Genomic DNA, 23,149 nt, shown 5'->3' with positions numbered 1-23,149 from the left:
TCTATGGTTAGTTACATGAGTAATGAACCAACCAGGTTGGCGCGATGATTGATGACAGCCGGCCGATCTTTGAGCAGGTCGCTCAGATCATCGCCAATGACATCATTTCCGGCGCGCTCGCCGAAGAGGCGCAAGCCCCCTCGACCAACGAGTTCGCCGCGTTTTATCGCATCAATCCGGCGACCGCAGCCAAGGGCATCAACCGGCTCGTTGATCAGGGGATTCTGTACAAACGCCGCGGCATCGGCATGTTCGTGGCGCCGGGAGCAAAGGAAAAACTGATGGCCCAACGGCGCGAAGAGTTCACCGCGCAATACCTGCAACCGCTCGTCGCCGAGGCCGCCAAACTGGGGCTGAGCGCGCGCGAGGTCTCCACCATGATCACCGAAAACTGGGATACGGCCGCCGACCTAGTCACCACCGCACAAGGGGAAATGAAATGAACACCGTGGCGCAAATGCGCGATTTGACTAAGAAATACGGCAGCGTGCTAGCGCTGGATAACGTCAGCATCACGCTGGAGAAGGACAAGATTTACGGGCTACTGGGGCGCAACGGCGCCGGGAAAACCACGTTGATGTCGATCCTGACCGCTCAAGGTTTCAAGACGAGCGGTACCGTCGAGGTGTTCGGCATGCAGCCCTATGAAAACAACAAGGTGCTCTCGCGGATGTGCTTTATTCGCGAATCGCAACGGTACCCTGATGATTTCACCGCGAGCCAGGCGCTCAAGGCCGCGTCGATGTTTTTCGAGAACTGGAGCGAGGGACTGGCAAGCGCCCTGGTCAAAGATTTCCAGTTGCCGCTCAAGCGCCGGATTAAGAAGCTCTCCCGCGGCCAGCTCTCCGCTGTCGGGGTGATTATCGGGTTGGCTTCGCGAGCCGAGCTCACCTTTTTCGATGAACCGTATTTGGGGCTCGACGCCGTTGCCCGCCAACTCTTTTACGATCGCCTCATTGCCGAACAAGCGGTGCATCCGCGCACTATAGTGCTTTCTTCCCACCTCATCGATGAGGTCGCGAACCTTCTCGAGCACGTGATCGTGATCGAGCGGGGCAGGATCGTGATGAATGACGACGCCGACAGTGTCCGCGGCCAAGCATTCAACGTGGTGGGGCCGGCGAATGTGGTGGAGCAGTTTGTGGCCGGACACGAGGTTTTGCACACCGACCGGTTCGCTTCCATGGCCTCGACCACGGCGCTAGGGACCTTGAACGCGGCAGACCGCACCCGGGCCATCGAGCTCGGCCTGGAGTTGGGGCCCGTGTCCTTGCAACAGTTGGTGGTCCGGAAGTCCCTGGCCGCCCAAGAAGACGAATTCGCCGGGAAGTCCCCGGCCCAGGCCACGATGGAGATGGCATCATGAGCACCGCAACCGTGAATTCAACCGACGTCGGGGGAGTCGCGCCCTCCCCGAACGCTCGCAGGTCCGGGTCGATCAACCGCACCTGGGCAATCATGCGGATGCAGTTGGTGAACAAGATGACGTTCATTTGGACGCCGCTCATCATTATCGCCGGCTCGTTCTTGCTCTCGCTGACAATCTGGCTGCTCATCCCGGAAGCCGCCCGCGAAAACAGCACGCTCGCGGGAAGCCAAGCCGTGTTTTGGTATTTGGTCCCGGTCGGTGTGATGACCATGTCCTACACCTTCCCGTTCTCGCAGGGCATGAGCGTGTCTCGCCGCTCCTTCTACATCGGCAGCGTCGCCACGTTCGCGCTCTTCGCCGCGGCACTTTCTGTGTTCTTCTTTGTCATGGGTCTGATTGAGCGGGCGACCGACGGCTGGGGATCTCACGCCACCTTTTTCGGCCTCTGGGTCCGCGACTACCCCTGGTACGAAGGTCTCGGCCTCGTCTTTGGACTTGCCCTGGTGCTGTGCATGCTTGGTTTCGCCTTTGCCACCGTGTACAAGAGGTGGGGCGCGTTGGGTCTAGTGCTCTCCTGCACCGTGCTCGGTGTGGTGCTCGTGGCGGGCGTGGCGCTGGCAACCTGGAACGAGCTGTGGCCCCAAGTCGGCGCGTGGTTCGGCGCGCAAACCCCGGGCACCGTGGCGTTGTGGAGCATCGCGGTGGCCGCCGTGACGGCGCTCGTCTCCTACGCGATCCTTCGCAGGGCCACGCCGTAGCGCCACTCACTGAACCACGACGGCGGTGCCTCACCTTGCCAAGGTGAGGCGCCGCCGTCGTTCCTCGCCATTGTGTGGCGGCCACCGAGCGCAACCCACCCCACCCCAAGCCTCGACTGTGTAGCAGAAAGTGCCCATGTTGACACAAACATGGGCACTTTCTGCTACACAGTCGAGGGCGGGTACAGTTTTCAGGGTGAGTTCGAAGCCAAAATATTACATCACCACCGCGATCGCGTACCCCAACGGCGTCCCTCATCTCGGGCACGCTTACGAATACATTGCCGCGGATGTGATGGCGCGGTTTAAGCGACTCGACGGCTTTGACGTCCGCTTTTTGACCGGCACCGACGAGCACGGGCAAAAGGTTATGCAGACCGCCGAGCGCGAGGGCGTACCCACCCAGGAGTTTGTGGATGGTCTGGCCGAGCAGTTTATCGGCCTGGATAAGGCGCTCGGCATTACCTACGATCGTTTCATCCGCACCACCGACAAGGACCACTACGCAAGCGCGCAAGAAGTGTGGCGCCGGATGGAAGCGAACGGTGACATTTACCTCGACAAGTATGAGGGCTGGTACTCGGTCCGCGACGAAGCGTATTGGGCCGACGATGAGACCGAACTCGGTGAGGACGGAGTGCGCCGCGCGAAGGAGACGGGGACAGAGGTCTCGTGGACGGAGGAAGAGTCCTACTTCTTCCGGTTGAGCCGCTACCAGGACAAATTGCTTGAGCTTTACCAGGAGCAGCCGGAGTTCGCCGCTCCGAGCTATCGCTTCAACGAGGTCATCAGTTTCGTGAAGAACGGCCTGACGGATCTTTCGATTTCGCGAACCAGTTTTGATTGGGGTGTTCCGGTCCCCGGCGATCCCAAGCACGTCATGTACGTCTGGGTCGATGCGCTCTCCAACTACTTGACCGGCACCGGGTTCCCGGACTGGGACGACGAGGGCGAGTCGCTCAAACACTATTGGCCCGCCGACCTGCACGTCATCGGCAAGGACATTTCCCGCTTCCACGCCATCTTCTGGCCCGCGTTCTTGATGAGCGCTGGACTCGAGTTGCCGCAGCGCATCATCATTCACGGCTTCCTCATGAACAACGGCGCGAAGCTCTCGAAGTCCACCGGAAACTCGTTGGATCCGTTGGAACTCGTCGACACCTACGGTCTGGACCAATTGCGGTACTTCCTCTTGCGTGAAGTGCCGTATGGGCAGGACGGTTCATACTCGCACGACGCGATCGTGGGCCGGATGAACGCAGATTTGGCCAACAACTTTGGCAACCTGGCGCAGCGCTCGCTGTCCATGGTGGCCAAGAATCTGGATGGTGTGGTTCCCACGCCCGGAGCGTTCACTGCCGAAGACCAGTCAATTCTCGATGCCGCTCACGCACTCCTAGACCCGGTTCGCGCGCACATGGAGAAACAGGAATTCTCCCGTGCTCTGGAAGCGATTTGGGCGGTGCTGGGCGATGCCAACGCATACTTTGCCGGACAAGCGCCGTGGGTGCTGCGCAAAACCGACCCGGAGCGCATGGCCACCGTCCTCTACGTGACGCTGGAAGTGTTGCGGGTTGCCGCACTCTTGACGCAAGCGTTCATGCCGGATTCCACCGCGAAACTCCTTGCCCTCTTGGGCCAAGCCGAAGGCGAGGCGCGGGATGTGGCGAGTATCGCCGTCGTGCTTCAGCCGGGAACGCAACTGCCGGCGCCCGAGCCGGTCTTCCCGAAGTACGAAGCCTAAACGCCAGACATCCCCGTACCGCGTTTTCATCCCCACACAAGGGGATGAAAACGCGGTACGGGGATGTGAAACGCGCGGGGGGCGCGGCTACTCGGTCGCCAACCCCTGCACGGGGGAGAGGCGAGCCGCGCGCCGAGCCGGCATCAGCGAGGCCAGCAACCCGGCCAGCACAGCTACCAGCAAGATCAGCCCAAACTGCGCCCACGGCACCGTAATGACCGGCGTGCCCAATTCGACCAAAGCCGTTCCGGCCCCAACCGCACCATAGATGCCGCCGAGAACCATGCCCAGCGCCGCCGAGACCACCGAAATCAGCAGTGCCTCCAGCGCCAGCATGCCGCGCAGTTGCCCGCGAGTCAGGCCGAGCGCTCGCAGCAATGCGTTCTCCTGCGTGCGCTCCAGGACCGAGAGCGAGAGCGTGTTCGCGACGCCGATAATGGAGATCACCACGGCGACCGCCAGGAGCGCCAGAACAATGAGCAGCAGCACGTCGATGATTTGCATGAACAGCGCGCGCTCGATCACGGCGCCGGAAACGGCACCGGCTGGGACGTTGATGGTGTCTGCGATGGTTTGGCGCAACTCCATGATCTCGTTGGTGGAAGCACCCGGCGCGGTCTTGACCCAGATTTGCGTGGAATTCGCCGATTCTGGGGTGGGCTGCGCCGCTTCTGGCGTCAGGCCGATCTTGGCGGCGGCGCCCTGCCCCATGACGAAGCCAAAGGTGTTGCTGCTCGTCATTTCCAGCGGGATGCTGCCAGGGTTCGCCGAGGTGCCGGTCACCGTTGCGGAACTGGCCGGAGTGCCATAGCTTGCCCAAATGACCGGCTTGCTGATGTCAATCGCGGAATCGTTGAGGATGCTCGCGTCGCTATCGTTGAGCACGTAGAGCGGCTCTGTGTACTGCGAATCCTCCGCCGAGCCCCCTTGCAAGTTCAGCTGGCCAACCGGCTGCAGCACGGCCGCTCCAGTGATGCCCTCAATCCCGCGCAACGTCTGAGCGTCCGCGAGCGCCTTCTCCATGGTGCGCACCCCAGGCATTCCGTTATTAGTTCCGGTGCCGTTATCGAGCGGAATCGAAATGCTCAGATCCACCGGGAACTTGCCCTTGAGCGCGGTGTCCATGGTGGACTTAGCGGTTTGCGCGCCGACGATCATCATCGACACCAGCGTGGCACCAATGAGCAGTGCGGTGGCGGTAGCCGTGGTGCGCCCCGGGTTGCGGACCGAATTGAGGGCGGCGAGTTTCGCCGGAACACCGGTCTTGCCCAGCAGTTTCCCGACGCCGGCAATAGCGCCGGGCATGAACAGCTGCGCGGCCATCAGAATGCCGACAAAGCTGATAAGCCCGCCGAAGAACGCGATCACGAGCATGCCGGAGAGCCAGCCGAGCGCGAGCAGTGCGAGTCCCACGAGCGTCGCGATGACGCCCACGGTGAGGCGGGTGCGCCCCGCGCGGGTTTTCAGGGTGGCTTCCTCCACCGGTCGCAGCGCGGCCAGCGGCGCAATTCGGGTGGCCCGGCGGGCCGGGATGGAGGCGGCAATCACCGTGATGAGAACTCCGACGGCGATGGGCACCGTGAGTGCCCAGGTATCCAAGCGTAGGGTTGCGAAGGCGAAATCCGGGTTGGACTGTGCCCACGCGATCAGCGCCGCCACCGTGCCAATTGCCAGGAGCACGCCGAGGACGCTGGCAAGGAGACCCACGATCAACGCCTCAACGAGAACCGAGCGTTGCACTTGGGATCCTTGGGCGCCAAGGGTGCGTAGTAGGGCGAGTTCTCGGGTTCGCTGCGCCACGAGAACCGAGAAGGTGTTGGAGATGACCAGCATGGTCACCACCAGTGCGAGCCCGGCAAACAGGAGGAGGATCGGGGTGAGCTGATCCGAGCCGCCACTGAAGGCCGCAACGTCCGCGGCGGTTTGCGCCTGGGATGTACGCGAGGTGTAGTCCGGCCCAATGGCGGTTTGAATTTCGGCGGCGAGTTGATCGGCGTTCACGCCCGCAGCCGGTGCCACCAAAATGGTGCCGATCGGTGCGGAATCGCCGGAGAAGCGGGACATACCGGATTCGCTCATGTGAACCATGCCAAAGACGCCGAGTCGGGGATCCGAGGTCGTTTCGGCGATCCCGGTGACGGTGTAATTGAGTAGCTGGCCCTGGGCTTGTGCGGCCGAGGAAGTGCCTGGACCTGCAGAGTAGACGGGAATGCTGAGGACGTCACCTGTAGCGATGGAGTATTGGTCTGCGGTGCGCTTATCGATCACGATCTGTGAATCCGCGCTTGGCAACTCTCCGGAGACCATCTTGACGGTGCGCAGCGCGGGGTCCTCCGGGACACTCCGGACCGTGGCGACAATGTCCGTGGTACCGGACTGGACAGTGGACACTGTCCCGGGCTGGCTGGCTGCCGAACCCACCGAGGGTAGAGCGCGGATCTTCTCGAGCGTGTCTCGCTGCGGCTGGTTTCCCAGGTCCGGATTGCCTTCCACGATCACCGCGCCGGTGGGATAGGCCGCTCCAATGGACGCTTCGAGGGTGGCCTCGGTGCTGGAGCGGACCAGCAGGGTTGCCGAGAGAAACCCGACGCCCAGCATCACGGCCAAGGTGACGGCGATGAATCGGCGTTTGTGTGCGTTGAGTTGGGCTAGTGCAACTTTTAACATGGCGCCTATTCCCCCAGGTTGGAGAGCGCGGCAAGCACGGACTCCGGGGTCGGGTTGGAGAGTTCTCCGGCGATGTGGCCGTCGCTGAGCAGGACCACGCGGTCCGCGTAGGAGGCGGCGACCGGATCATGGGTGACCATGATGATGGATTGTCCGAACTCGCGGGCGCTGCGGCGCAGAAGCGAGAGCACCTCGGCGCCGACCTTGGAGTCCAGGTTTCCGGTGGGCTCGTCGGCGAAAATCACGTCCGGGCGGGTGAGCAGGGCGCGTGCAACGGCGACGCGTTGCTGCTGGCCCCCGGAGAGTTCGTGCGGTTTGTGGTTCAAACGGTCCTTGAGACCCAACGTGGTGACGACGAAGTCAAACCATTCTTGGTCAACGTGGGTTCCGGCCAGAGCCACCGGAAGAGTGATGTTGGCCTTGGCGTCTAAGGTGGGGACAAGGTTGAAGGACTGGAACACAAAGCCGACGCGGTCACGTCGCAGAGTCGTGAGGTCTTTGTCGCTCAGTGAGGTGATCAGTACCGGCTGGCTATTGGCGCCACCAATCCAAATCTCACCGGAGTCAGTGGTGTCCAGGCCTGCAAGAGTGTGCATGAGTGTGGACTTGCCGGAGCCGGATGGGCCCATGATGGCGGTGAATTTTCCGGCCTCAAAGTCAATATCGACATTGCGCAGAGCGTGGACGGTGGTTTCACCGCGTCCGTAGGTTTTGGTGAGAGAGCGTGCGCGGACGGCGCTGACTTGCCGGGCAGGCATGGTTTCATCAGTGATGTTCGTGGTCATATTTCCACGGTATGCGGCCGGCTTTTCGCGTGCCCTCGACCGTTGGGAGGTTTCTGGGTGCTGCCTGCTCCGACCCTGGTAGGAGTTCCCGTTGAGCTCTGTCGAATCAGGCCTCGCAAAAGTTGTCTTGCCACGTACGACGGCGTTGCTCGCTTAGCGCGGTGACGTTTGCTAATCCTGTGGTCACCATGGCGACGGGTTTGGCACTGCTGCCTTTGCTTAGTTCTCGAGTGGCGAGGTGGGTGGGACCGGGTCGAACGCTCCCACCTCTTCCAATTGCGTATACACCTTTTTGAGTGATGCCACTGGATCATCAGAGTCTTCTATAAGGGCTCGTAGATCCACCAGCACGCCGTCACCCAGTCGTGGATACCCCAACGCTGCCACACCGGGCGCACACGGCAACCGATCACTAAACCACATCACCAACCCGGGACGCGGACTCGTAAAAGTTCGGTCGACTAAAGTTCTTGTTCCACCCGTTGATAGGGAAACGAAGTCAGGAAGCCAAATTTGGCAAATACTGAGTAATGCGGACGTTGAGAAATCTATGTAAAAATTTCCGTTATCCTCAGAAGATTCAACTTCAACTCGATTGAAGATCATGCTCCGAACTGGTGATTGGGATCCAGCCGAGAAGCGAACGTAACCCACTGCATTTGTTGCGGGTGCTTTAGTGGCTGACGCGAGGGCGACGGCATAACCTCTGTCTGATCGATCCTGAACGTTCCCGTGTGAATCGGGGTCTGTTCGAGAAACGTTGCGAGCAACAATATCGGTTTGGTCGCTCGAGCACCCCACCACGCGTCTAATCGGATCCGACCAGAAAATATTGACATGTTTTTAATATTACCTCTAAATAATAATAAAAAGCAAACCAGGCTATCATGGTGGAAAAATGATGGTAACTGATATCTCACGATCGGCAAAGAGCTTTCTCAAGGCATCTGCTCCAGCTTTGGTCGAAACGAGCCACGTCGCTGAAGCACCCGCTTTCACAGCGGCATTTTCTTGCCTCCGCGCGGACTCGATAATGCTTTCGACTGCCTTGGGGTTCCAGTTGGAGTTTTGGAGGAAGGCGTAGCCGTTTTTGGCGTCGACGAGCGTGGGTGCGGGTGTGGCCGGTGACGCGCAGTTGGTAATCAATATGTGTGTTGCGTGGCCGCCCCTGGCAACGACGTCCCCGATGCCGATCTGGTCCCCGACCTTGGGCATCGGGCCCGGATACCGCAGTCCGTGCGTGTTCGGGGCTCCAGCCGCGGAACCTTTGGGACAACGTCCTTCGGGTTGGACGGGCGCTGCAGGCGGTCACTTGTTGGCTGTTTCCAGGTTTAGTCGGGTGATGTGCGACGACGATAGTCACTTCACTGCCGCCAGTCAGCGTTCGTGGGGGTCGCCGGAACGACACGATTCGGGGGAGTGGCCCGGTAGCGATCGTGGTGCCGGCAACGTAGATCCAATCATGGAGCTTCACTCCAGGATCGGAGCCGTTCCTCAAGGGTGCTGTGAGTGCTTAGTGCTCGAGCGGGGACATTGGTGGGATCGGATCAAACGCTCCCACCCCTTCCAGCTGCGTATACACCTTTGTGAGGGATGCCACCGGATCATCAGAGTCTTCTACCAGGGATCGCAGATCCACCAGCACGCCCTCACCCAAGCGTGGATACCCCAAACTCTTCACACCTGGCGCGCACGGTAACCGGTCGCTAAACCACATCATCAACCCCGGACGCGGACTCGTAAACGAAACGTCCACTAGTTCCCTCGTTCCATCAGATGAGAACGATACAAAATCGGGGTGCCAGATCGACGACAATGATCCAAAAAGCTTCACGAACGGCTCAGAAGTAAGGGGATTGCCCATTTTTTTAAAATTGACAGTGACCCGATTATAAACCATTCCGTCTGCCGGCGCCTGTGAGCCCGACCAGAACCTCAAAGTAGTTATACTTCTGTCTGTACTGGGCTCTCCCAAAGGAAATAAACTGACGCTGTACCCGAATTCTGGTTGCGCTTCGACATTCCCGTTATCATCGGGGTCGGTCTTGGAAACTCGTGACTCGACAATCGCTAGTTTTTCGTCGTAGGTGTCTGGCCAGTCCTTGTCAGGATTACCAACTTCCCAGCTTTCCGTTGTCGTGGCGTAGGGTTTGATGAACTCCAGGGTTCGGTCAATGTCACCCACGATGATTTCCGGCGTGGTGGCGCGCCCAGCCCACCAGGCATCAACGAAAGGAAAGGATAAATCTAGACCCATTAGGACAGTGTTCCTCCTGGAAATAGAAGGTTGAATTATGTAAAAATAATATCTCTATTATGGTTGAAAAACAACATTGATCTGCACGTTCGCCCTCAAGAACAACTTCCTTAAAGCGTCCGCGCCTGCCTTGGTCGACACAATCCACGTGACCGAGACGCCAGCTTGGCGTGCGGCTCGATATTGTCTCTTCGCGGACTCGATAATGCTTTCGACTGCTTTGGGGTTCCAGTTGGGGTTTTGGAGGAAGGCGTAGCCGTTTTTGGCGTCGAGGAGGGCGGGTGGGTGTGGGTGGTTGGCCGGTGTAAGCGAATCCGTCGAAGTCGACTCCGTTGACGCGGTACTCGGGGACTTTACCGTCGGGGGTGCGGGTGTGGCCAGTGACGCGGAGTTGGTAATCGATATGTGGGTTGCGCGGGCGTCCCCGGGGGACCACTTCACCTACACCAACTTTCGTCCCAACGCCCGGCATCGGGTCCGGATACCGCAGCCCGTTCGTGTTCGGTGGACCCAACCGCGGAACCTGTGGGACAACGCCGTTCGGGTTGGACGGGCGTGGCGGACGCACACTCGGCGGCCCTCCGCTGCCGCCCGGGACGGGTGGTCGCGGCCTGAATCCGGGCGCCCGAATCCCGCCGAGAAGGGTGGCACCCAGGTTGGTGATCTGCCCGCCGCCGAGAATGAAGTCAATGCCCACATTGGTGGCCATCTCCACCGACTGCCCAGCAGTGATCCGCACCCACCGTGGAGCCTTATTCCCCGCATACGACACCGCACGAATCACCCGAAGATTTCCAATCCGTGCCGTGACCGAACTCACGCGAGAGGCGACACCGCTAATCCTGGTGCCAACACGCGAGGCGGCCGAGACCACGATCCTAATGATTGACGCAACGCGTGCGGCGGTTGCGGACAGCTGAGCGGCACCCGCGGCTGCTCCCACGAACGCAGAGATACCAACGGTCAAGATAGAAGCCGCGAGGCTCACACCAGCAATCGCCACTTCAGTGGCAAGTAGCATTACCAGTTCATTGCGGACCTGCTCATGCGAGGTCTGCAATTCATTCGCGTATTCGGTGCATGAGTCGCCAAGTTCGTTGCAGGCCGAGGCCAATTCACTCAACTGTCCACGGAACTCTTCCAGCGCGCCCTCGATGACATATAGTTCGGGGGAGCGCTGACCGGACAATAGGCCGATTCCCCGCTCTGATTGCGCCCGTGCCTGATCGATGCCAGCACCTGCATCACGCCAGGCGTTTCCGGCGCTTTTGAGCATTTCCTCATCGCCGTTGGGCCAAAGCATCCCCACAAGGGACTGGATGACTTCCCAGCCCTCCGGTAGCGGCATCGGGTCACCAATGGCCGACGGTGCAGTCATCACGCAGGAAGGAAAGCCGCCGCCTCCGTTAGGAGCCTCACCTTGCGGGCCCTGACCACCGGCAGCATAGAACTCGGCACTGGTCCATGCCGCAGCGGTGCCGCGCAGTTTGGTTTCGAAGCCGCGACATGCTTCCGCACAGGTGCTAATCGCTTCGCCACTTGCACCCGCGGATTGGTCGTAACTCTGGGCGAACTCTAATCAGCCATCATCGTTGCCACCCATCCCGGTGGTTCCAGAGCGTGCGGACTGAAGTGTGGACAAAACATCATCCAAGTCACTGCCGGCAAACCCGATGACGGCCGCGCTGGCAAAAAAACTATCCGTGTTAATCGCTACTCGCATGGCTCCCCCGCGATCTCGTTGACAGAATTTTGGCAGCTCAATGTTATGCCCAAGCCTGTCGTATCGCCTCGGAGGCAAGCTCGTATTGTTACCTCGCTTTGCTAACCCACCCCACGAGGGTTTGCAATTCGGTGACCATGGCATTCCTTTCGGTCTGCCAGACCGCCATCTGACCCATGAGAGAGTCGGATGCAGCGCCTGCCCACGCCGCACCTTCGGTGCGGGTGCGTGAACCCACTTGCGCCATGAGCTCTTGAACATACACTGTCACTGCCGTCATGTCGGAGACCAGGGTCGCCATGTCTTCGCTGTTAGCTTCGAATTCGACGCTCATTGCACTTGGTTTCTTATCCGCGGATCAGGAGTAGGGCCGCCATTGGTGGTCGGCGGAGTGAAGTCGATTCCCGACGCGCTTTCAGCGGCCCTGGACAATGTCTGCTCGGAGATTTCGTAGCTTTCCGCGCTCACATTCACAAATGACGACAACCCGTTCAGCGCTTCCCACACACTTCGAGCGCTTGTCATCCACCCATCAAAGGATTGTCGAACCTCATCTGCGGCAGTCCCGCTCCAACTGGAGCCGAAGACCTGAACCGCTCAAGCCTGGATATCAATCACCCGCGACTCTAGCTCTGCTGCGTGCGCGGCAAGATTTCCGGAAAAACCGGCCAATGCATTGGCGTCGGCTCTGAGCTGACTCATGGCCTGCCCCCAAATATAGTCACCAGCCAATTACACACTTCACCCTTGCAACAATGATCCAAAACCGCAAGAGCACTCCCACCAAAAGTTCTGCTTCGTTGATCATTTGGGTTAGGGGGTGACAATCCCCGTCTCGTACGCAATCACCACGGCGTGCACACGATCCCGCGCTTTGAGCTTGGCCAGAATATGCCCCACGTGGGTCTTGACCGTGGCCTCAGACACGAAAAGTTGAGCCGCGATCTCCGGGTTCGCCAAGCCCTGAGCTATGAGGGTGAAAACTTCGTGTTCGCGGGCGGTCAGGGTTTCGACCAAGTGCGCTTTTTCGGCCTGGGCAGTGGACGGTTCGCGCAGAAGCGGCGCCACATGATTCAGCAGACGTTTCGTGGTTGAGGGGGCAATGACGGCGTCGCCTCGGTAGACGGTGCGGATCGCTTCGAGTAGCTCCTCGGGCGGCGCATCCTTGAGCAAGAAGCCGCTCGCTCCCGCACGCACGGCGGCAAGGGCGTATTCATCCAAGTCAAAGGTGGTCAGTACAACAATTTTGAGCTCGCCATGCGCCGAACCTGCAGGTTGCGCGGCGGCGCGTTCCAAGAGTTTTTCGGTTGCTTCCAGCCCATCCATTCCCGGCATGCGCACGTCCATCAACACCACGTCGACACGGGTAGCACTCAGCGCAGCAAGCGCCTCGCGCCCATTGCTGGCCTGCGCCACTACCTCCAAGTCCGGTTGAGAATTAATGAGCATTTCAAACCCGGAACGCACCAAAACTTGGTCATCCACCAGGGCAACGCGAATCTTTTCCGAATGAGATTCAGCATCTGCGCCAGAGCCTGAGCCCACGTCCACGCCAGCTCCCTGGTCACTACCGATATCGCTCATTGCTCCGCTCCCATTGCCATACTTGCCATGCTCATCGCAGGCACTCGAAGTGTTCGTCCTCACGCTTCACTGTAGGGAATGAAAACGGATACCGTGAACCCCCCACCGGTGCGCGGGCCGGCCTGCACTTGACCATCGTAAAGGCCCACTCTCTCTCGCATCCCGACCAGTCCTTGTTGTGCACCCACGGTGGCGGGGTCTGCAGCCGCGCCCCGTCCGTCATCTGAGACCTCGATGTGCAGTCCTTTCCCATCCCACGTCAAAGACACCGTTGCCCTGGCATTCTCCCCGGCATGCTTCATCGTGTTGGTCAGGCTCTCTTGAATCACGCGATATGCGGTCAACTCGGCCCCCGGCGGCAACTCCCGGCGCGGCTCCCCGACACTCGACAAACTCACGTCCACCCCGGACGTCCTCACCGACTCGACCAGTGAGGGGATATCTGCAAGCGTGGGCAGCGGCCTGGTTGCCATCGCCTCATCACTGCGCAAAACTCCCAGTAACCGCCGCATTTCCCGCAGCGAGGAGCGGCCGGTTTCGGCGATCGTCCCCAGCGTCTTGACCGCGACCTCCGGGTCAGTGCGCGAGGCATAGCGCGCACCATCCGATTGCGTAATGATGACGGAGAGAGAGTGCGCAACAATGTCATGCATCTCCCGTGCAATATGGCTGCGTTCGTCGGCCGCCGCCAAATCGCGCTCTTGCTGTTGTTCCACTTCCAGCCGATGCGCCCGATCCTCCAACGCCTTGACTGCCAGGCGACGGGTCCGCGTCAAATCGCCCAACAGCCAGGCAACTCCCACAGCCAACGCAATGAGCACAGCCAAAAAGACCTTGGATTGCCACGGCGCATCACCCGGCGGAATGACTTCAAAGTCCGTAGGCGCAGTGCCCCAAGCCGCCCAAGCATTGCGGTACGCAAAGAGGAGAGCGCCGACAAAACCGGCGCCGAGACCGAGGAAGCTTGCCCACCGCTTGCCGTACGCCGCCATAGAGTAAATGATGATGAGGACACTCACGAGGGCAGGCGTCGGCCCCACATTCAAGACCCAGAGCACCGCACACACCACGATCGACGCGATGCCGGCCCATTCCGGACGCACCCGGCGCCACGGCAATGGCAGAATCAACGCGGTCGAGACGATGGCGCCCCACGCCAGATAGCTGATACCCATAGGCACGGCAAGCACGATCCACAGCAAAAACGCCGTCAGCAGATCAACAAGAAAGCGGTTCCGCTGCATCCAGCGATAAACCCGAGTGTGTGGAGCCATTGCATCTACTGTAATGGCGCAATCACCCGAACACCTCGGACCGCGGGAGGAGATTCGTCCACATGTCAAGACGCATTGCTCATATCCTGGACTGGATTGGCTAGGCTCGCACCATGAACACGAGCTACAACATTGCGGTCATCGGCGGCGACGGCATCGGCCCGGAAGTCACAGCAGAGGCCGTAAAGGTCCTGGAAGCGGTCGGCCAAAAGGACGGCATCGACTTCACCTTCACCGATTTCATCCTCGGCGCCCAGCACTGGCTAGACACCGGCGAAACCCTCAGCAATGAGACGCTCGCACAGCTCAAACAATCCGACGCCATCCTCTTCGGCGCGGTCGGCGCGGCACCGGGGGACACCCAGATCCCCTCCGGACTCATCGAACGCGAACTACTTCTCAAACTCCGCTTCAGTCTCGATCACGCCGTCAACCTGCGCCCCTCCCGCCTTTACCCCGGTGGCGCCAGCCCGCTGGCTAACCCCGGCGAGATCGACTTCGTGGTGGTCCGCGAAGGCACCGAGGGTCCTTACGTCGGCAACGGTGGGAGCCTGCGCACCGGCACCGACCAGGAAATCGCCACCGAAGTCTCGGTCAACACCGCCTACGGGGTCGAGCGCGTAGTCCGCGACGCCTTCGAACGCGCCACCACCCGGCGCAACAAGCTCACCTTCGTTCACAAACACAATGTCCTCGTCCACGCGGGCCACCTCTGGAAGCGCATCGTCGACACGGTCGCGAAAGATTACCTGGGCGTCGCACTCGACTACCTGCACGTTGACGCCGCCACCATCTTCCTCGTCACCGACCCGGCACGCTTCGACGTGATCGTCACCGACAACCTCTTCGGCGACATCCTGACCGACCTCGCCGGCGCGGTCACCGGCGGCATCGGCCTCGCCGCGAGCGGCAACATCAACCCAAGCGGCGAGTTCCCGTCCATGTTCGAGCCCGTTCACGGCTCCGCCCCGGACATTGCCGGCCAGGGCATCGCCGATCCGCGCGCCGCCATCCTCTCGGCCGCGCTCATGTTGCGTCACCTTGGCCTTGAGGGACAAGCCGAGCGCATCGAGAGTGCGGTGCTCGCCGATGTGACCGCCAACAGAAATCAAGAGCGTACGACGGCGATAGTCGGCAATGCGATTGCGGAAAGTTTGTCCTAGGCTTGGGTTAATAAACGTTAACTTGGACGCAGGGGAGCACCACTCGTGTCAGAAACACTCGATTTTTCGGTCAATGCGAACCCGGCACCGAAATCCGCCGACGAGCGCGCCACGATTCTGGAAAACCCCGGATTCGGCAACCACTTCACTGACCACCAGGCCATTATCGAATACACCGCGGACGCCGACGGTAACGGCGACTGGCATGACGCTCGCATTGAGGCTTACGGGCCAATCACGCTCGACCCCGCCGCCGCCGTGCTGCACTACGCGCAGGAAATTTTCGAAGGCATGAAGGCTTACCGTCACCAAGACGGTTCGATCTGGTCTTTCCGTCCCGAAGAGAACGCCAAGCGACTCAACAATTCGGCAAAGCGCATGGCATTGCCGACACTGCCCGAAGAGGCTTTCCTTGAAGCCGTCAAACTTCTGGTGCAGCAGGATCAAGACTGGGTTCCAGACGGCGAGGGTATGTCCCTCTACATCCGGCCCTACGTTTTTGCGACCGAAGCCTTCTTGGGTGTTCGTCCGGCAAAAAAGGTCGAGTTCCGCGTCATCGCTTCGCCTGCGGCGGGATACTTCGGCCCGAACCCGAAGCCGGTCACCATCTGGGTATCCCGCAACTACGCTCGTGCCGGACACGGCGGCACGGGCGCGGCCAAGGCTGGAGGCAACTATGCCGCCTCGCTCTTGCCGCAAATGGAAGCACTCGCCAATGGGTGTGACCAAGTGCTGTACCTGGACCCGACCAATGACGAGGCCATCGAAGAAGCGGGCACCATGAACATCTGCTTCGTGTTCTCCGACGGACGCCTCGTATCCCCGGAATTGACCGACAATGTATTGCGCGGCATCACCCGCGACTCGGTTCTCCAGGTCGCCAAAGATCAGGGACTGGACGTTCAAGAACGGAAGATCACGCTCGAGGAGGTGCGCCAGGGCATTGAAAGCGGCGCCATTACCGAAATCTTCGCGTGTGGCACCGCGGCCGTGATCACGCCCATTGGCACCCTCAAAGACGGCGACGAGATCATGGCTCTCCCCGAGGACACCGCATTCACCGTCACAAACCAGATCCGCGACACGCTGGTCGGTATGCAAACGGGAACAGTGGAGGACAGCAAGGGCTGGATGACCCGCCTCGTCTAAAACTTCCGTGAGCCCTAACTATCCAAGACGCTCACCTGATAACTTCCGTGAGCGTTAACCGCAGTTAACGCTCACGGAAGTTAGGGTGGAACCATGCGCATAGCTCGATACATTGTTGACGATGACCCCGTGTATGGCCTGGTCGAAGGCGAAGACGGCGAAGAAGAGGTACAACAGATCCAGGGCGACCCCTTTTTCATGGGAGTCAAACCGGTGGGGATCAAGCACAAGCTGGATGATGTGCGCCTGCTCGCCCCGGTCATTCCGCGTTCCAAGGTAGTTGGTGTGGGCCGCAATTACGCCGACCACGCGAAAGAGCTCGGCAATGACGTGCCTGTCTCTCCGCTAATCTTCTTGAAACCGAACACCTCGGTGATCGGACCCGGCGATCCGGTGATCCTGCCCAGCTTTTCCGATGAAGTGTCCTATGAAGCGGAGCTTGCCGTTGTGATCGGCCGCATTTGCAAGGACGTGCCGCAAGAGCGGGTGAACGAGGTCATCTTCGGGTACACGTGCGCTAACGACTTCACCGCGCGAGACGTGCAGAAGACCGATAGCCAGTGGGCTCGCGCCAAGGGCTTTGACGGGTCCTGCCCGATCGGCCCCTGGATCGAGACCGAACTCGATCCTTCCGATCTCAGTATTAAGGGCTGGCTCGACGGCGAGCTCAAGCAGGATGGCAACACCCGCGACATGATTTTCAGCGTCGAGTTCCTGGTGTCCTATATTTCGCAGGCGTTTACGCTGCTACCTGGCGACATCATTCTCACCGGTACGCCCGCGGGCGTGGGGCTGATTTCGGCGGGCGAAGAATACGAGATCGAAATCGAAGGCATCGGCGCGCTCGCCAATACCGCGCGCCGCTAATCCATGCCTGACGAGTCGCAAGAACAGCCCGGGCAGAGGAAGTGGCCTAACGCGCCGGCGCGGCCCGGGTTCCATCGCGGGTTTCGCGGGATCGCGTGGTGGCACAGCCTGTGGGTCATGGCGCTTCTGGGCGTCTTGGCGCGATTTAACAAGGCGGTTCTGAACGGTCCGGACGTGGTCACCGCGATGTTGATTGGCGCCGCGATCGCGCTTGCTGTTGCGACTTTGTTGCGGGCGCTCTTCCGCTCCCTGGCGGCAGTATGGGTGTGGGCGCTCGCTGGCGCGGCGTTCGTTGCCACGCTGATTGTCGCCGCGTTGATATAAGGGCCCCGCATGGCGCTGTGGCGATGTGTGTGCCGGAAAGGCGCGCGCTGGAGGAGGCATCGCCGTCGTGCATCTAGGATAGAAGCATCATGACTACTGAACTTTCCGATGTAATTCCTGCTGTCCAACCCGATACCCCGGTGCGTGTGCGGTTCTGCCCGTCACCGACCGGCGTGCCGCACGTGGGGCTGATCCGCACCGCGCTGTTCAATTGGGCGCAGGCGCGGCACACGGGCGGGAAGTTGGTTTTCCGTATCGAGGATACCGATGCGAAGCGGGATTCGGAGGAGAGCTATCAGCAGTTGCTGGATGCGTTGCGGTGGCTCGGGCTGGATTGGGATGAGGGCGTCGAGGTCGGCGGTCCGCATGAGCCGTACCGGCAGTCGCAGCGTGGCGAAATCTATCAGGATGTCATTGCGCGGTTGCTTGAGGGCGGATTTATTTATGAGTCGTTTTCGACGCCGGAGGAGATTGAGGCGCGGCATGTGGCGGCCGGGCGAGACCCGAAATTGGGGTATGACGGTTTTGACCGGGATTTGACCGCGGAGCAGATTGCGGATTTTCGGGCGGAGGGCCGGCAGCCTGCTTTGCGGTTTAGGATGCCGGACGCAGACATTTCGTTTGTGGATCTGGTGCGTGGGGAGATTACGTTTAAGGCCGGTTCGGTTCCGGACTTTGTGGTGGTGCGTCCCAATGGGGCACCGCTCTACACGCTAGTGAACCCGGTGGATGATGCGCTGATGGAAATCACGCATGTGCTTCGCGGAGAGGATTTGTTGAGCTCGACGCCGCGGCAGCTGGCGCTGTATCAGGCGCTGTATGAAATTGGGGTCGCCAAGTATTTGCCCGAGTTTGGGCACTTGCCGTACGTGATGGGGCAGGGAAATAAGAAGCTGTCCAAGCGCGATCCGGAGTCGAACCTGTTCTTGCACCGTGAGCGCGGGTTCATTCCCGAGGGATTGCTGAATTACTTGGCGCTCCTGGGTTGGTCGATTTCCGCGGATGAGGATGTTTTTTCGGTTTCGGAGATGGTGGCCGCCTTTGACGTGCATGACGTTTTGGCGAATCCGGCGCGTTTTGACCAAAAGAAGGCTGAAGCGATTAACGGGACCCATATTCGCCTGCTGGAGCCCGGAGACTTCCGGGACCGGCTGGTGCCCTACCTGATCGGCGCGGGGTTGCTCGGCGGCGAAATGAGTCCACGGCAGGCGGAGATCTTGGATGCGGCGGCGCCGCTGATTCAAACCCGTATTAACTTGCTGGGGGAAGCGCCGGAGATGCTGCGGTTCCTGTTTATTGCCGATGCGGACGTCGATATTGCCGAGGATGCCATGAAGGGCATGCCGGAGAACTTGGGTGAGGTGCTGGATGCGGCGATTGGCGCGCTTTCCGGGGTGTCGGAATGGAATACCGAGTCGCTTGAAGCGGCGTTGCGTGCTGCGTTGATCGATGGAATGGGTCTGAAACCGAGGCTTGCGTTTGGGCCGGTGCGGACGGGTGTTTCGGGCCGCCGAATTTCGCCGCCGCTGTTTGAGTCGCTGGAGATTTTGGGGCGCGAGTCATCGCTTGCGCGGTTGAAGGCGTTTCGCGAGCAGGTCTAAGGTGCGCGGAGTGGTTGTGCCGATTCGTGGCGTGCTCTTTGACATTGACGACACTCTTGTTGACTTGCGCTCGGCCATGTGGGCGGCGCTGGAAGTCTCTCTGGGGTTGCTTGCCGCGGCCGATGTTGATGCGGTGCGGTTTCGGGCGGTGTTCGAGGACTTTGTGCGAGATCCTGACCGGTTCTATCTTGCTTTCCTCGATGGCGATATGGGCTTTGAGGAGCAGCGGCAGCGCCGGATTCTTGCGGCGATGTCTCGTGCCGGGGTGGCGGTTGTTGATGCTCCGGACATGGCCGCGTGGGATGAGGCATACCGGGCAGCGGTTGCCGAGCGTTGGGCGCCGACCTCGGGTGTGGCGGGTCTCCTTGATGAACTGGACGCGCGCGGCATTGCCTATGGGGCTGTGAGCAATAACACGTTCGCGCGGCAGCGGGCGAAATTGGATGGTTCCGGGCTTGAACGGGTGACCCATTTGGTGGGGGTGGACACGGTTGGCGCGGCCAAGCCGGATCCGGCAATGTTCCTGGAAGGATGCCGGCTGTTGGGTGTTGAGCCCGGCGAGGTGCTGTTTGTGGGGGATAACTGGGAAGCGGACGTGTTGGGTGCACAGGCCGCCGGATTGCAGGCCGTCTGGTTCAATCCGCCCGAGCATGCGGAGGGTCCCGACGCGGCGCAAGCCGAACTGGTTGCGGATCGGGTCACCGAGATTCCCCAGGTTTTGAAACTACCCGGCCTCATCGGGTAAAGTAGATACCCGGCGTTGAGCTTTGAACCGGTGCACGGAACGGGGCTCGGCAGACCATTGGGATATGGTGTAATTGGCAACACTACGGTTTCTGGTACCGTCATTCTAGGTTCGAGTCCTGGTATCCCAGCGCTAGAGAATCGCTCTCCTTCGATTAGGCCATGACGCGTGGTTGTGGCAGAATGGAGAGGTTGGTTTTTTGGCCAACACAAAGTACGGCCCCATCGTATAGCGGCCTAGTACGCCGCCCTCTCACGGCGGTAACGCGGGTTCAAATCCCGCTGGGGTCACTGAATAAAGCGGCGCGAACCGGCACGGTTCGCGCCGCTTTTGTTTACCTGGTGTTTGCTCTCTGGCAACTTTGGAAACGTACTTGTGCAAGACACTGGTGGATGTTGTGAGTTGGCGTGCAAAGAGTTGGAAAAGATTTCGCGCCTGGATAAGCTTGCAATACCGAGGTGTGAGCAATAGGGGCTACTTTGTACCTCCGTGGTTTCTACGGATGGTCGCCCGCGAACTGTTGTTTAGCTCAGAGCAACTTGCATTCGTTTGGGGAAGGTAGAAATTGGATAAGACCTCGAAGCACGCGTTTCATTTCGACATTCTGCCCAAATCGGTTCAGGTGAACGTCCATGCCAAGCGGGATTACGCGTTCGAGTATGGCGTGATTTTGACCCTGAGAGCAACCACGGTTGGTGGTGCACCAATTCCGGCAAGCGACCTTTCCTGGCCATACTCGCGGGTAGTGGGCGCAAATTATCTGTACATGCCGGACCTCAGTCTGGCTGGCGCAACGGTACTTAAAGCCATCTCCAGTACTCGTGACATTGAGTCCATCACCATTGAAGCAAAGCCTTGGAAAGACAAGAGCCTCACGGTGGCCGATGTGATTGCGTCAATGTCCGCGCAATCCTCGTTTCGAACGGCTCCCACCGGAGCTGTCGCTTCAGCTAACCCTGTCATCAACGTCCTCACCCTAGAAAGCGCACTCTAGAATTGGAAAACGCAAGAATCGACGCGAGCGTAGTCATTGGTTTCCGAGACTGGGGGCAGGAGCGGCTTAAACTTTCGGTGAAGAGCATCCTTGACTCATTTGGGCCATACCAAGGTGAGGTCATCGTCTCGGACTACGGATCTAAAAACACCGAGGGGCTCCAGTCAGAGATCGAGGCGCTGGGAGCCCGATACATCTACACACCCACGGACGGGCCATGGTCCAGGTCGCGAGCGCTCAACGCGGGCTTCGCACATGCCCATGGGGAGGTGCTGATCTGCACTGACGCCGATATGCTGTTCTCGCCCAGGTCCATGGAGCGTATCATTTCCATCTCCCGCGAAAACGCTCCGTCATGTTTGCTGCTGCAATGTCGTGATCTTCCAGGTGGTTACACACATGAGTCGGATCGGGTGATCAACCCAGACTGGAATGAGTTGGAAGCCGCATCTAAGCTCCGTCCGCGATGGGGAATGGGCGGAATGATTGCCGTCTCCCGTCCGACTTTTCGCACGGTTCAAGGACTGGACGAGCGAATGCACACCTACGGTGGCGAAGACATCGACTTCGCCAAACGCGTGCGCAATACCGGGGCGAAAGTCCTTTGGGTTGAAGACCCTGAGGTTCGCATGTATCACATCTTCCATCCGCCGACTCGGAACTCCATCTCTGCAGCGGAATCGGTAGCAGTGGAGCGCAACAAGAAGATTGTCGAAGCCGATAACACCCTCGTTCGGAACCTCAAGTCATGGGAGTTTCCACTCGATGATGAGCCGCTAGTATCGGTGGTGATCTCGACCTTTAATCGCGGCGACTACATTAGCGACAGCATTAACTCGGTTCTTGCGCAAACATTCCAAAATTTCGAGATCATCATTGTCGATGACGGGTCAACCGATAACACGCGTGAAGTTGTCGAGAGTTTCGCCGACCCCAGGGTCCGGTATTTCTACCAAGACAACGCGGGCATCTCTGCGGCAAGGAATTTAGCAGCACGTGAGTCACGCGGCATTTATACAGCTGTGCACGATGACGACGACATTATGCTCCCGGACCGGTTAGAAAATAGCCTGAACGCGATACGCTCTGGCGTGCGCGCAACCTTTGGATCCTGGGTCAACTTTGATGACGCGAGCGCCGAGATGGTGTTGCACGTATCCAAAATCAATTTCAACAAGAACACGGTTTACGCCACGGGGCAGGCTCCCGGGCACCCGACCTGGCTTCTTGAGACGGCGCTCATTCGCGAATTCAAATATGACGAATCGCTGACCAGCGCTGTAGACAATAATCTGGCTCTACGCCTCATGCGGGCGGGCATTCAATGGGCGCATACCGGCAAAGTCATGGTGATGCGCAGGATTCATAAGCGCCAAGTCTCTGACGTCGACTCGGGAGGGCAAAAAACGGGCGCGAAGTGGAGCAACCAGATGCTGCAACTGATCACGCCCGAGTCATCTCGCGACCATTACCGCAAACGCGCAAAACAGGAAAAATGGCCCAAACTTGACGAACGCGGACACCTGGAAGAATCGTTTAGCAAGTACCTGCCCGATCACTTGGCCGATCGACAGGTGACCGTTACCGGTGGTCCAGAACGAGCTGCCGGATTGATTGGCAAACTTAGCAGCGTTGATTACGTCTTGGACGAGACCGATCTGGACGGAACTCGGATTGGCGCCAGGGCCAGAATCTCCGGTGTCACCTTGGCGGATTTGGTTACCCTTCGGAAGGCGAATTTTAACTTTTCACTGTCCGGAACGCTCGCGGTTAAGGCGATCCGCGATCCACAACGAAGCTCTGCGGTATCGGAGTCAGATGCGCTCAAGACGCGTATTGCCGACATTTTGGCGATCAATATGAAGAAATGGCCGCAAGCGGCAATTCTGCTGGTTTCAGGGCTGGACGCTGACTCCACCATCCTCAAATCCGGAAGCGCATCGCGAGCGGTCATTGGACGTGATTTTTCCTTCATTGGGACGGACGGAATCGAATCTCGAAGTGTGGCACTTGGATTTACAGACCCGGCGCAGGCCGTCACCGAAGCGCGAGTGATCAAAAAGTCGGGCGTCGGTGCGCACATTTCGGTTCTTTCTGGAGCGCAATTGGGAGAACCTCGAAACGCGAGCGGGTCGGAGAAGTAAC

General features: G+C 59.6%; 20 protein-coding genes, 2 tRNA genes and 1 pseudogene. 14 read left to right on the top strand and 9 right to left on the bottom strand.

The window, feature by feature from the left end:
• The first annotated feature begins 44 nt into the window (after positions 1-44).
• The 4 genes from O148_RS16170 to metG all read left to right on the top strand — a co-directional run bounded on the left by O148_RS16170 (position 45) and on the right by metG (position 3,871).
• The gene (locus O148_RS16170) at positions 45-443 is read left to right on the top strand and encodes a GntR family transcriptional regulator (protein ID WP_084157263.1); all 399 of its coding nucleotides are present in this window, start codon (positions 45-47) and stop codon (positions 441-443) included.
• Entirely contained in the window at positions 440-1,366 is a 927-nt protein-coding gene (locus tag O148_RS16165; protein WP_051620110.1) for an ABC transporter ATP-binding protein, read from the top strand. Before O148_RS16170 ends, O148_RS16165 begins: the two co-directional genes overlap by 4 nt.
• On the top strand, positions 1,363-2,127 hold the full coding sequence (locus tag O148_RS0110680; protein WP_051620109.1) for a hypothetical protein: 765 nt from the start codon (positions 1,363-1,365) through the stop codon (positions 2,125-2,127). The genes O148_RS16165 and O148_RS0110680 overlap by 4 nt, the downstream gene beginning before the upstream one ends.
• 136 nt (positions 2,128-2,263) lie before the next feature.
• Entirely contained in the window at positions 2,264-3,871 is a 1,608-nt protein-coding gene (gene metG / locus O148_RS0110675; protein WP_084157262.1) for a methionine--tRNA ligase, read from the top strand.
• Positions 3,872-3,958: 87 nt separating this feature from the next.
• Here the strand turns inward: metG and O148_RS0110670 are convergent, their stop codons facing one another.
• From O148_RS0110670 to O148_RS0110625, 9 genes and pseudogenes are all read right to left on the bottom strand, one after another.
• Positions 3,959-6,538 carry an ABC transporter permease gene (locus O148_RS0110670; RefSeq protein WP_026530897.1) on the bottom strand — a complete coding sequence of 860 codons (2,580 nt, stop codon included), beginning with the start codon at positions 6,536-6,538 and terminating at the stop codon, positions 3,959-3,961.
• A 5-nt stretch (positions 6,539-6,543) separates the two neighbouring features.
• Positions 6,544-7,323 carry an ABC transporter ATP-binding protein gene (locus O148_RS0110665; protein WP_026530896.1) on the bottom strand — a complete coding sequence of 260 codons (780 nt, stop codon included), beginning with the start codon at positions 7,321-7,323 and terminating at the stop codon, positions 6,544-6,546.
• A gap of 885 nt (positions 7,324-8,208) precedes the next feature.
• On the bottom strand, positions 8,209-8,538 hold the full coding sequence (locus O148_RS0110660; protein ID WP_026530895.1) for a hypothetical protein: 330 nt from the start codon (positions 8,536-8,538) through the stop codon (positions 8,209-8,211).
• A 298-nt stretch (positions 8,539-8,836) separates the two neighbouring features.
• Positions 8,837-9,580, bottom strand: a complete 744-nt coding sequence (locus O148_RS0110655) for a hypothetical protein (RefSeq protein ID WP_026530894.1) — start codon at positions 9,578-9,580, stop codon at positions 8,837-8,839.
• Positions 9,549-10,958, bottom strand: coding sequence for a WXG100-like domain-containing protein (locus O148_RS17820; RefSeq protein ID WP_476702732.1), 1,410 nt, complete (start codon positions 10,956-10,958; stop codon positions 9,549-9,551). The genes O148_RS0110655 and O148_RS17820 overlap by 32 nt, the downstream gene beginning before the upstream one ends.
• A 433-nt stretch (positions 10,959-11,391) precedes the next feature.
• A complete protein-coding gene (locus O148_RS0110635; RefSeq protein WP_026530891.1) occupies positions 11,392-11,637 on the bottom strand; it encodes a hypothetical protein in 246 nt (81 codons plus the stop codon).
• A pseudogene (locus tag O148_RS18260) lies at positions 11,634-11,882 on the bottom strand (WXG100 family type VII secretion target); the annotation flags it as partial. The pseudogene O148_RS18260 and the gene O148_RS0110635, both read right to left, overlap by 4 nt.
• A 234-nt stretch (positions 11,883-12,116) precedes the next feature.
• Entirely contained in the window at positions 12,117-12,887 is a 771-nt protein-coding gene (locus O148_RS0110630) for a response regulator (protein WP_084157261.1), read from the bottom strand.
• Positions 12,888-12,946: 59 nt separating this feature from the next.
• Complete coding sequence (locus O148_RS0110625; protein ID WP_026530889.1) at positions 12,947-14,161, bottom strand: sensor histidine kinase; 1,215 nt, start codon at positions 14,159-14,161, stop codon at positions 12,947-12,949.
• A gap of 113 nt (positions 14,162-14,274) precedes the next feature.
• On the opposite strand from O148_RS0110625, the gene O148_RS0110620 reads away from it, so the two are divergent.
• The 10 genes from O148_RS0110620 (at position 14,275) to O148_RS17165 (ending at position 23,148) form a co-directional block, all read left to right on the top strand.
• A complete protein-coding gene (locus O148_RS0110620) occupies positions 14,275-15,324 on the top strand; it encodes a 3-isopropylmalate dehydrogenase (RefSeq protein ID WP_026530888.1) in 1,050 nt (349 codons plus the stop codon).
• A gap of 45 nt (positions 15,325-15,369) precedes the next feature.
• Positions 15,370-16,473 (top strand): branched-chain amino acid aminotransferase, encoded by a 1,104-nt coding sequence (locus tag O148_RS0110615; RefSeq protein WP_026530887.1) that lies wholly within the window; start codon positions 15,370-15,372, stop codon positions 16,471-16,473.
• A gap of 93 nt (positions 16,474-16,566) precedes the next feature.
• Positions 16,567-17,340 carry a fumarylacetoacetate hydrolase family protein gene (locus O148_RS0110610; protein ID WP_026530886.1) on the top strand — a complete coding sequence of 258 codons (774 nt, stop codon included), beginning with the start codon at positions 16,567-16,569 and terminating at the stop codon, positions 17,338-17,340.
• A 117-nt stretch (positions 17,341-17,457) separates the two neighbouring features.
• Positions 17,458-17,664, top strand: a complete 207-nt coding sequence (locus tag O148_RS0110605) for a hypothetical protein (protein ID WP_026530885.1) — start codon at positions 17,458-17,460, stop codon at positions 17,662-17,664.
• An 89-nt stretch (positions 17,665-17,753) separates the two neighbouring features.
• Positions 17,754-19,265: a glutamate--tRNA ligase gene (gltX, locus tag O148_RS0110600; protein ID WP_026530884.1), complete on the top strand. Its 1,512-nt coding sequence runs from the start codon at positions 17,754-17,756 to the stop codon at positions 19,263-19,265.
• Positions 19,266-19,275: 10 nt separating this feature from the next.
• Positions 19,276-20,010 (top strand): HAD family hydrolase, encoded by a 735-nt coding sequence (locus O148_RS16160; RefSeq protein ID WP_169737532.1) that lies wholly within the window; start codon positions 19,276-19,278, stop codon positions 20,008-20,010.
• Between the two features lie 58 nt (positions 20,011-20,068).
• Positions 20,069-20,140 (top strand) — tRNA-Gln (locus O148_RS0110590).
• An 87-nt stretch (positions 20,141-20,227) separates the two neighbouring features.
• Positions 20,228-20,300 (top strand) — tRNA-Glu (locus O148_RS0110585).
• A 275-nt stretch (positions 20,301-20,575) separates the two neighbouring features.
• A complete protein-coding gene (locus O148_RS0110580; protein WP_026530883.1) occupies positions 20,576-21,004 on the top strand; it encodes a hypothetical protein in 429 nt (142 codons plus the stop codon).
• Positions 21,005-21,006: 2 nt separating this feature from the next.
• Positions 21,007-23,148, top strand: a complete 2,142-nt coding sequence (locus tag O148_RS17165; RefSeq protein WP_084157260.1) for a glycosyltransferase — start codon at positions 21,007-21,009, stop codon at positions 23,146-23,148.
• The last annotated feature ends 1 nt before the right edge of the window (position 23,149 follow it).

It is taken from the genome of Haematomicrobium sanguinis DSM 21259 (assembly GCF_000688395.1).
Taxonomy (GTDB): Bacteria; Actinomycetota; Actinomycetes; order Actinomycetales; family Micrococcaceae; genus Haematomicrobium; species Haematomicrobium sanguinis.
This window is presented reverse-complemented; position numbering and strand designations above follow the sequence as displayed.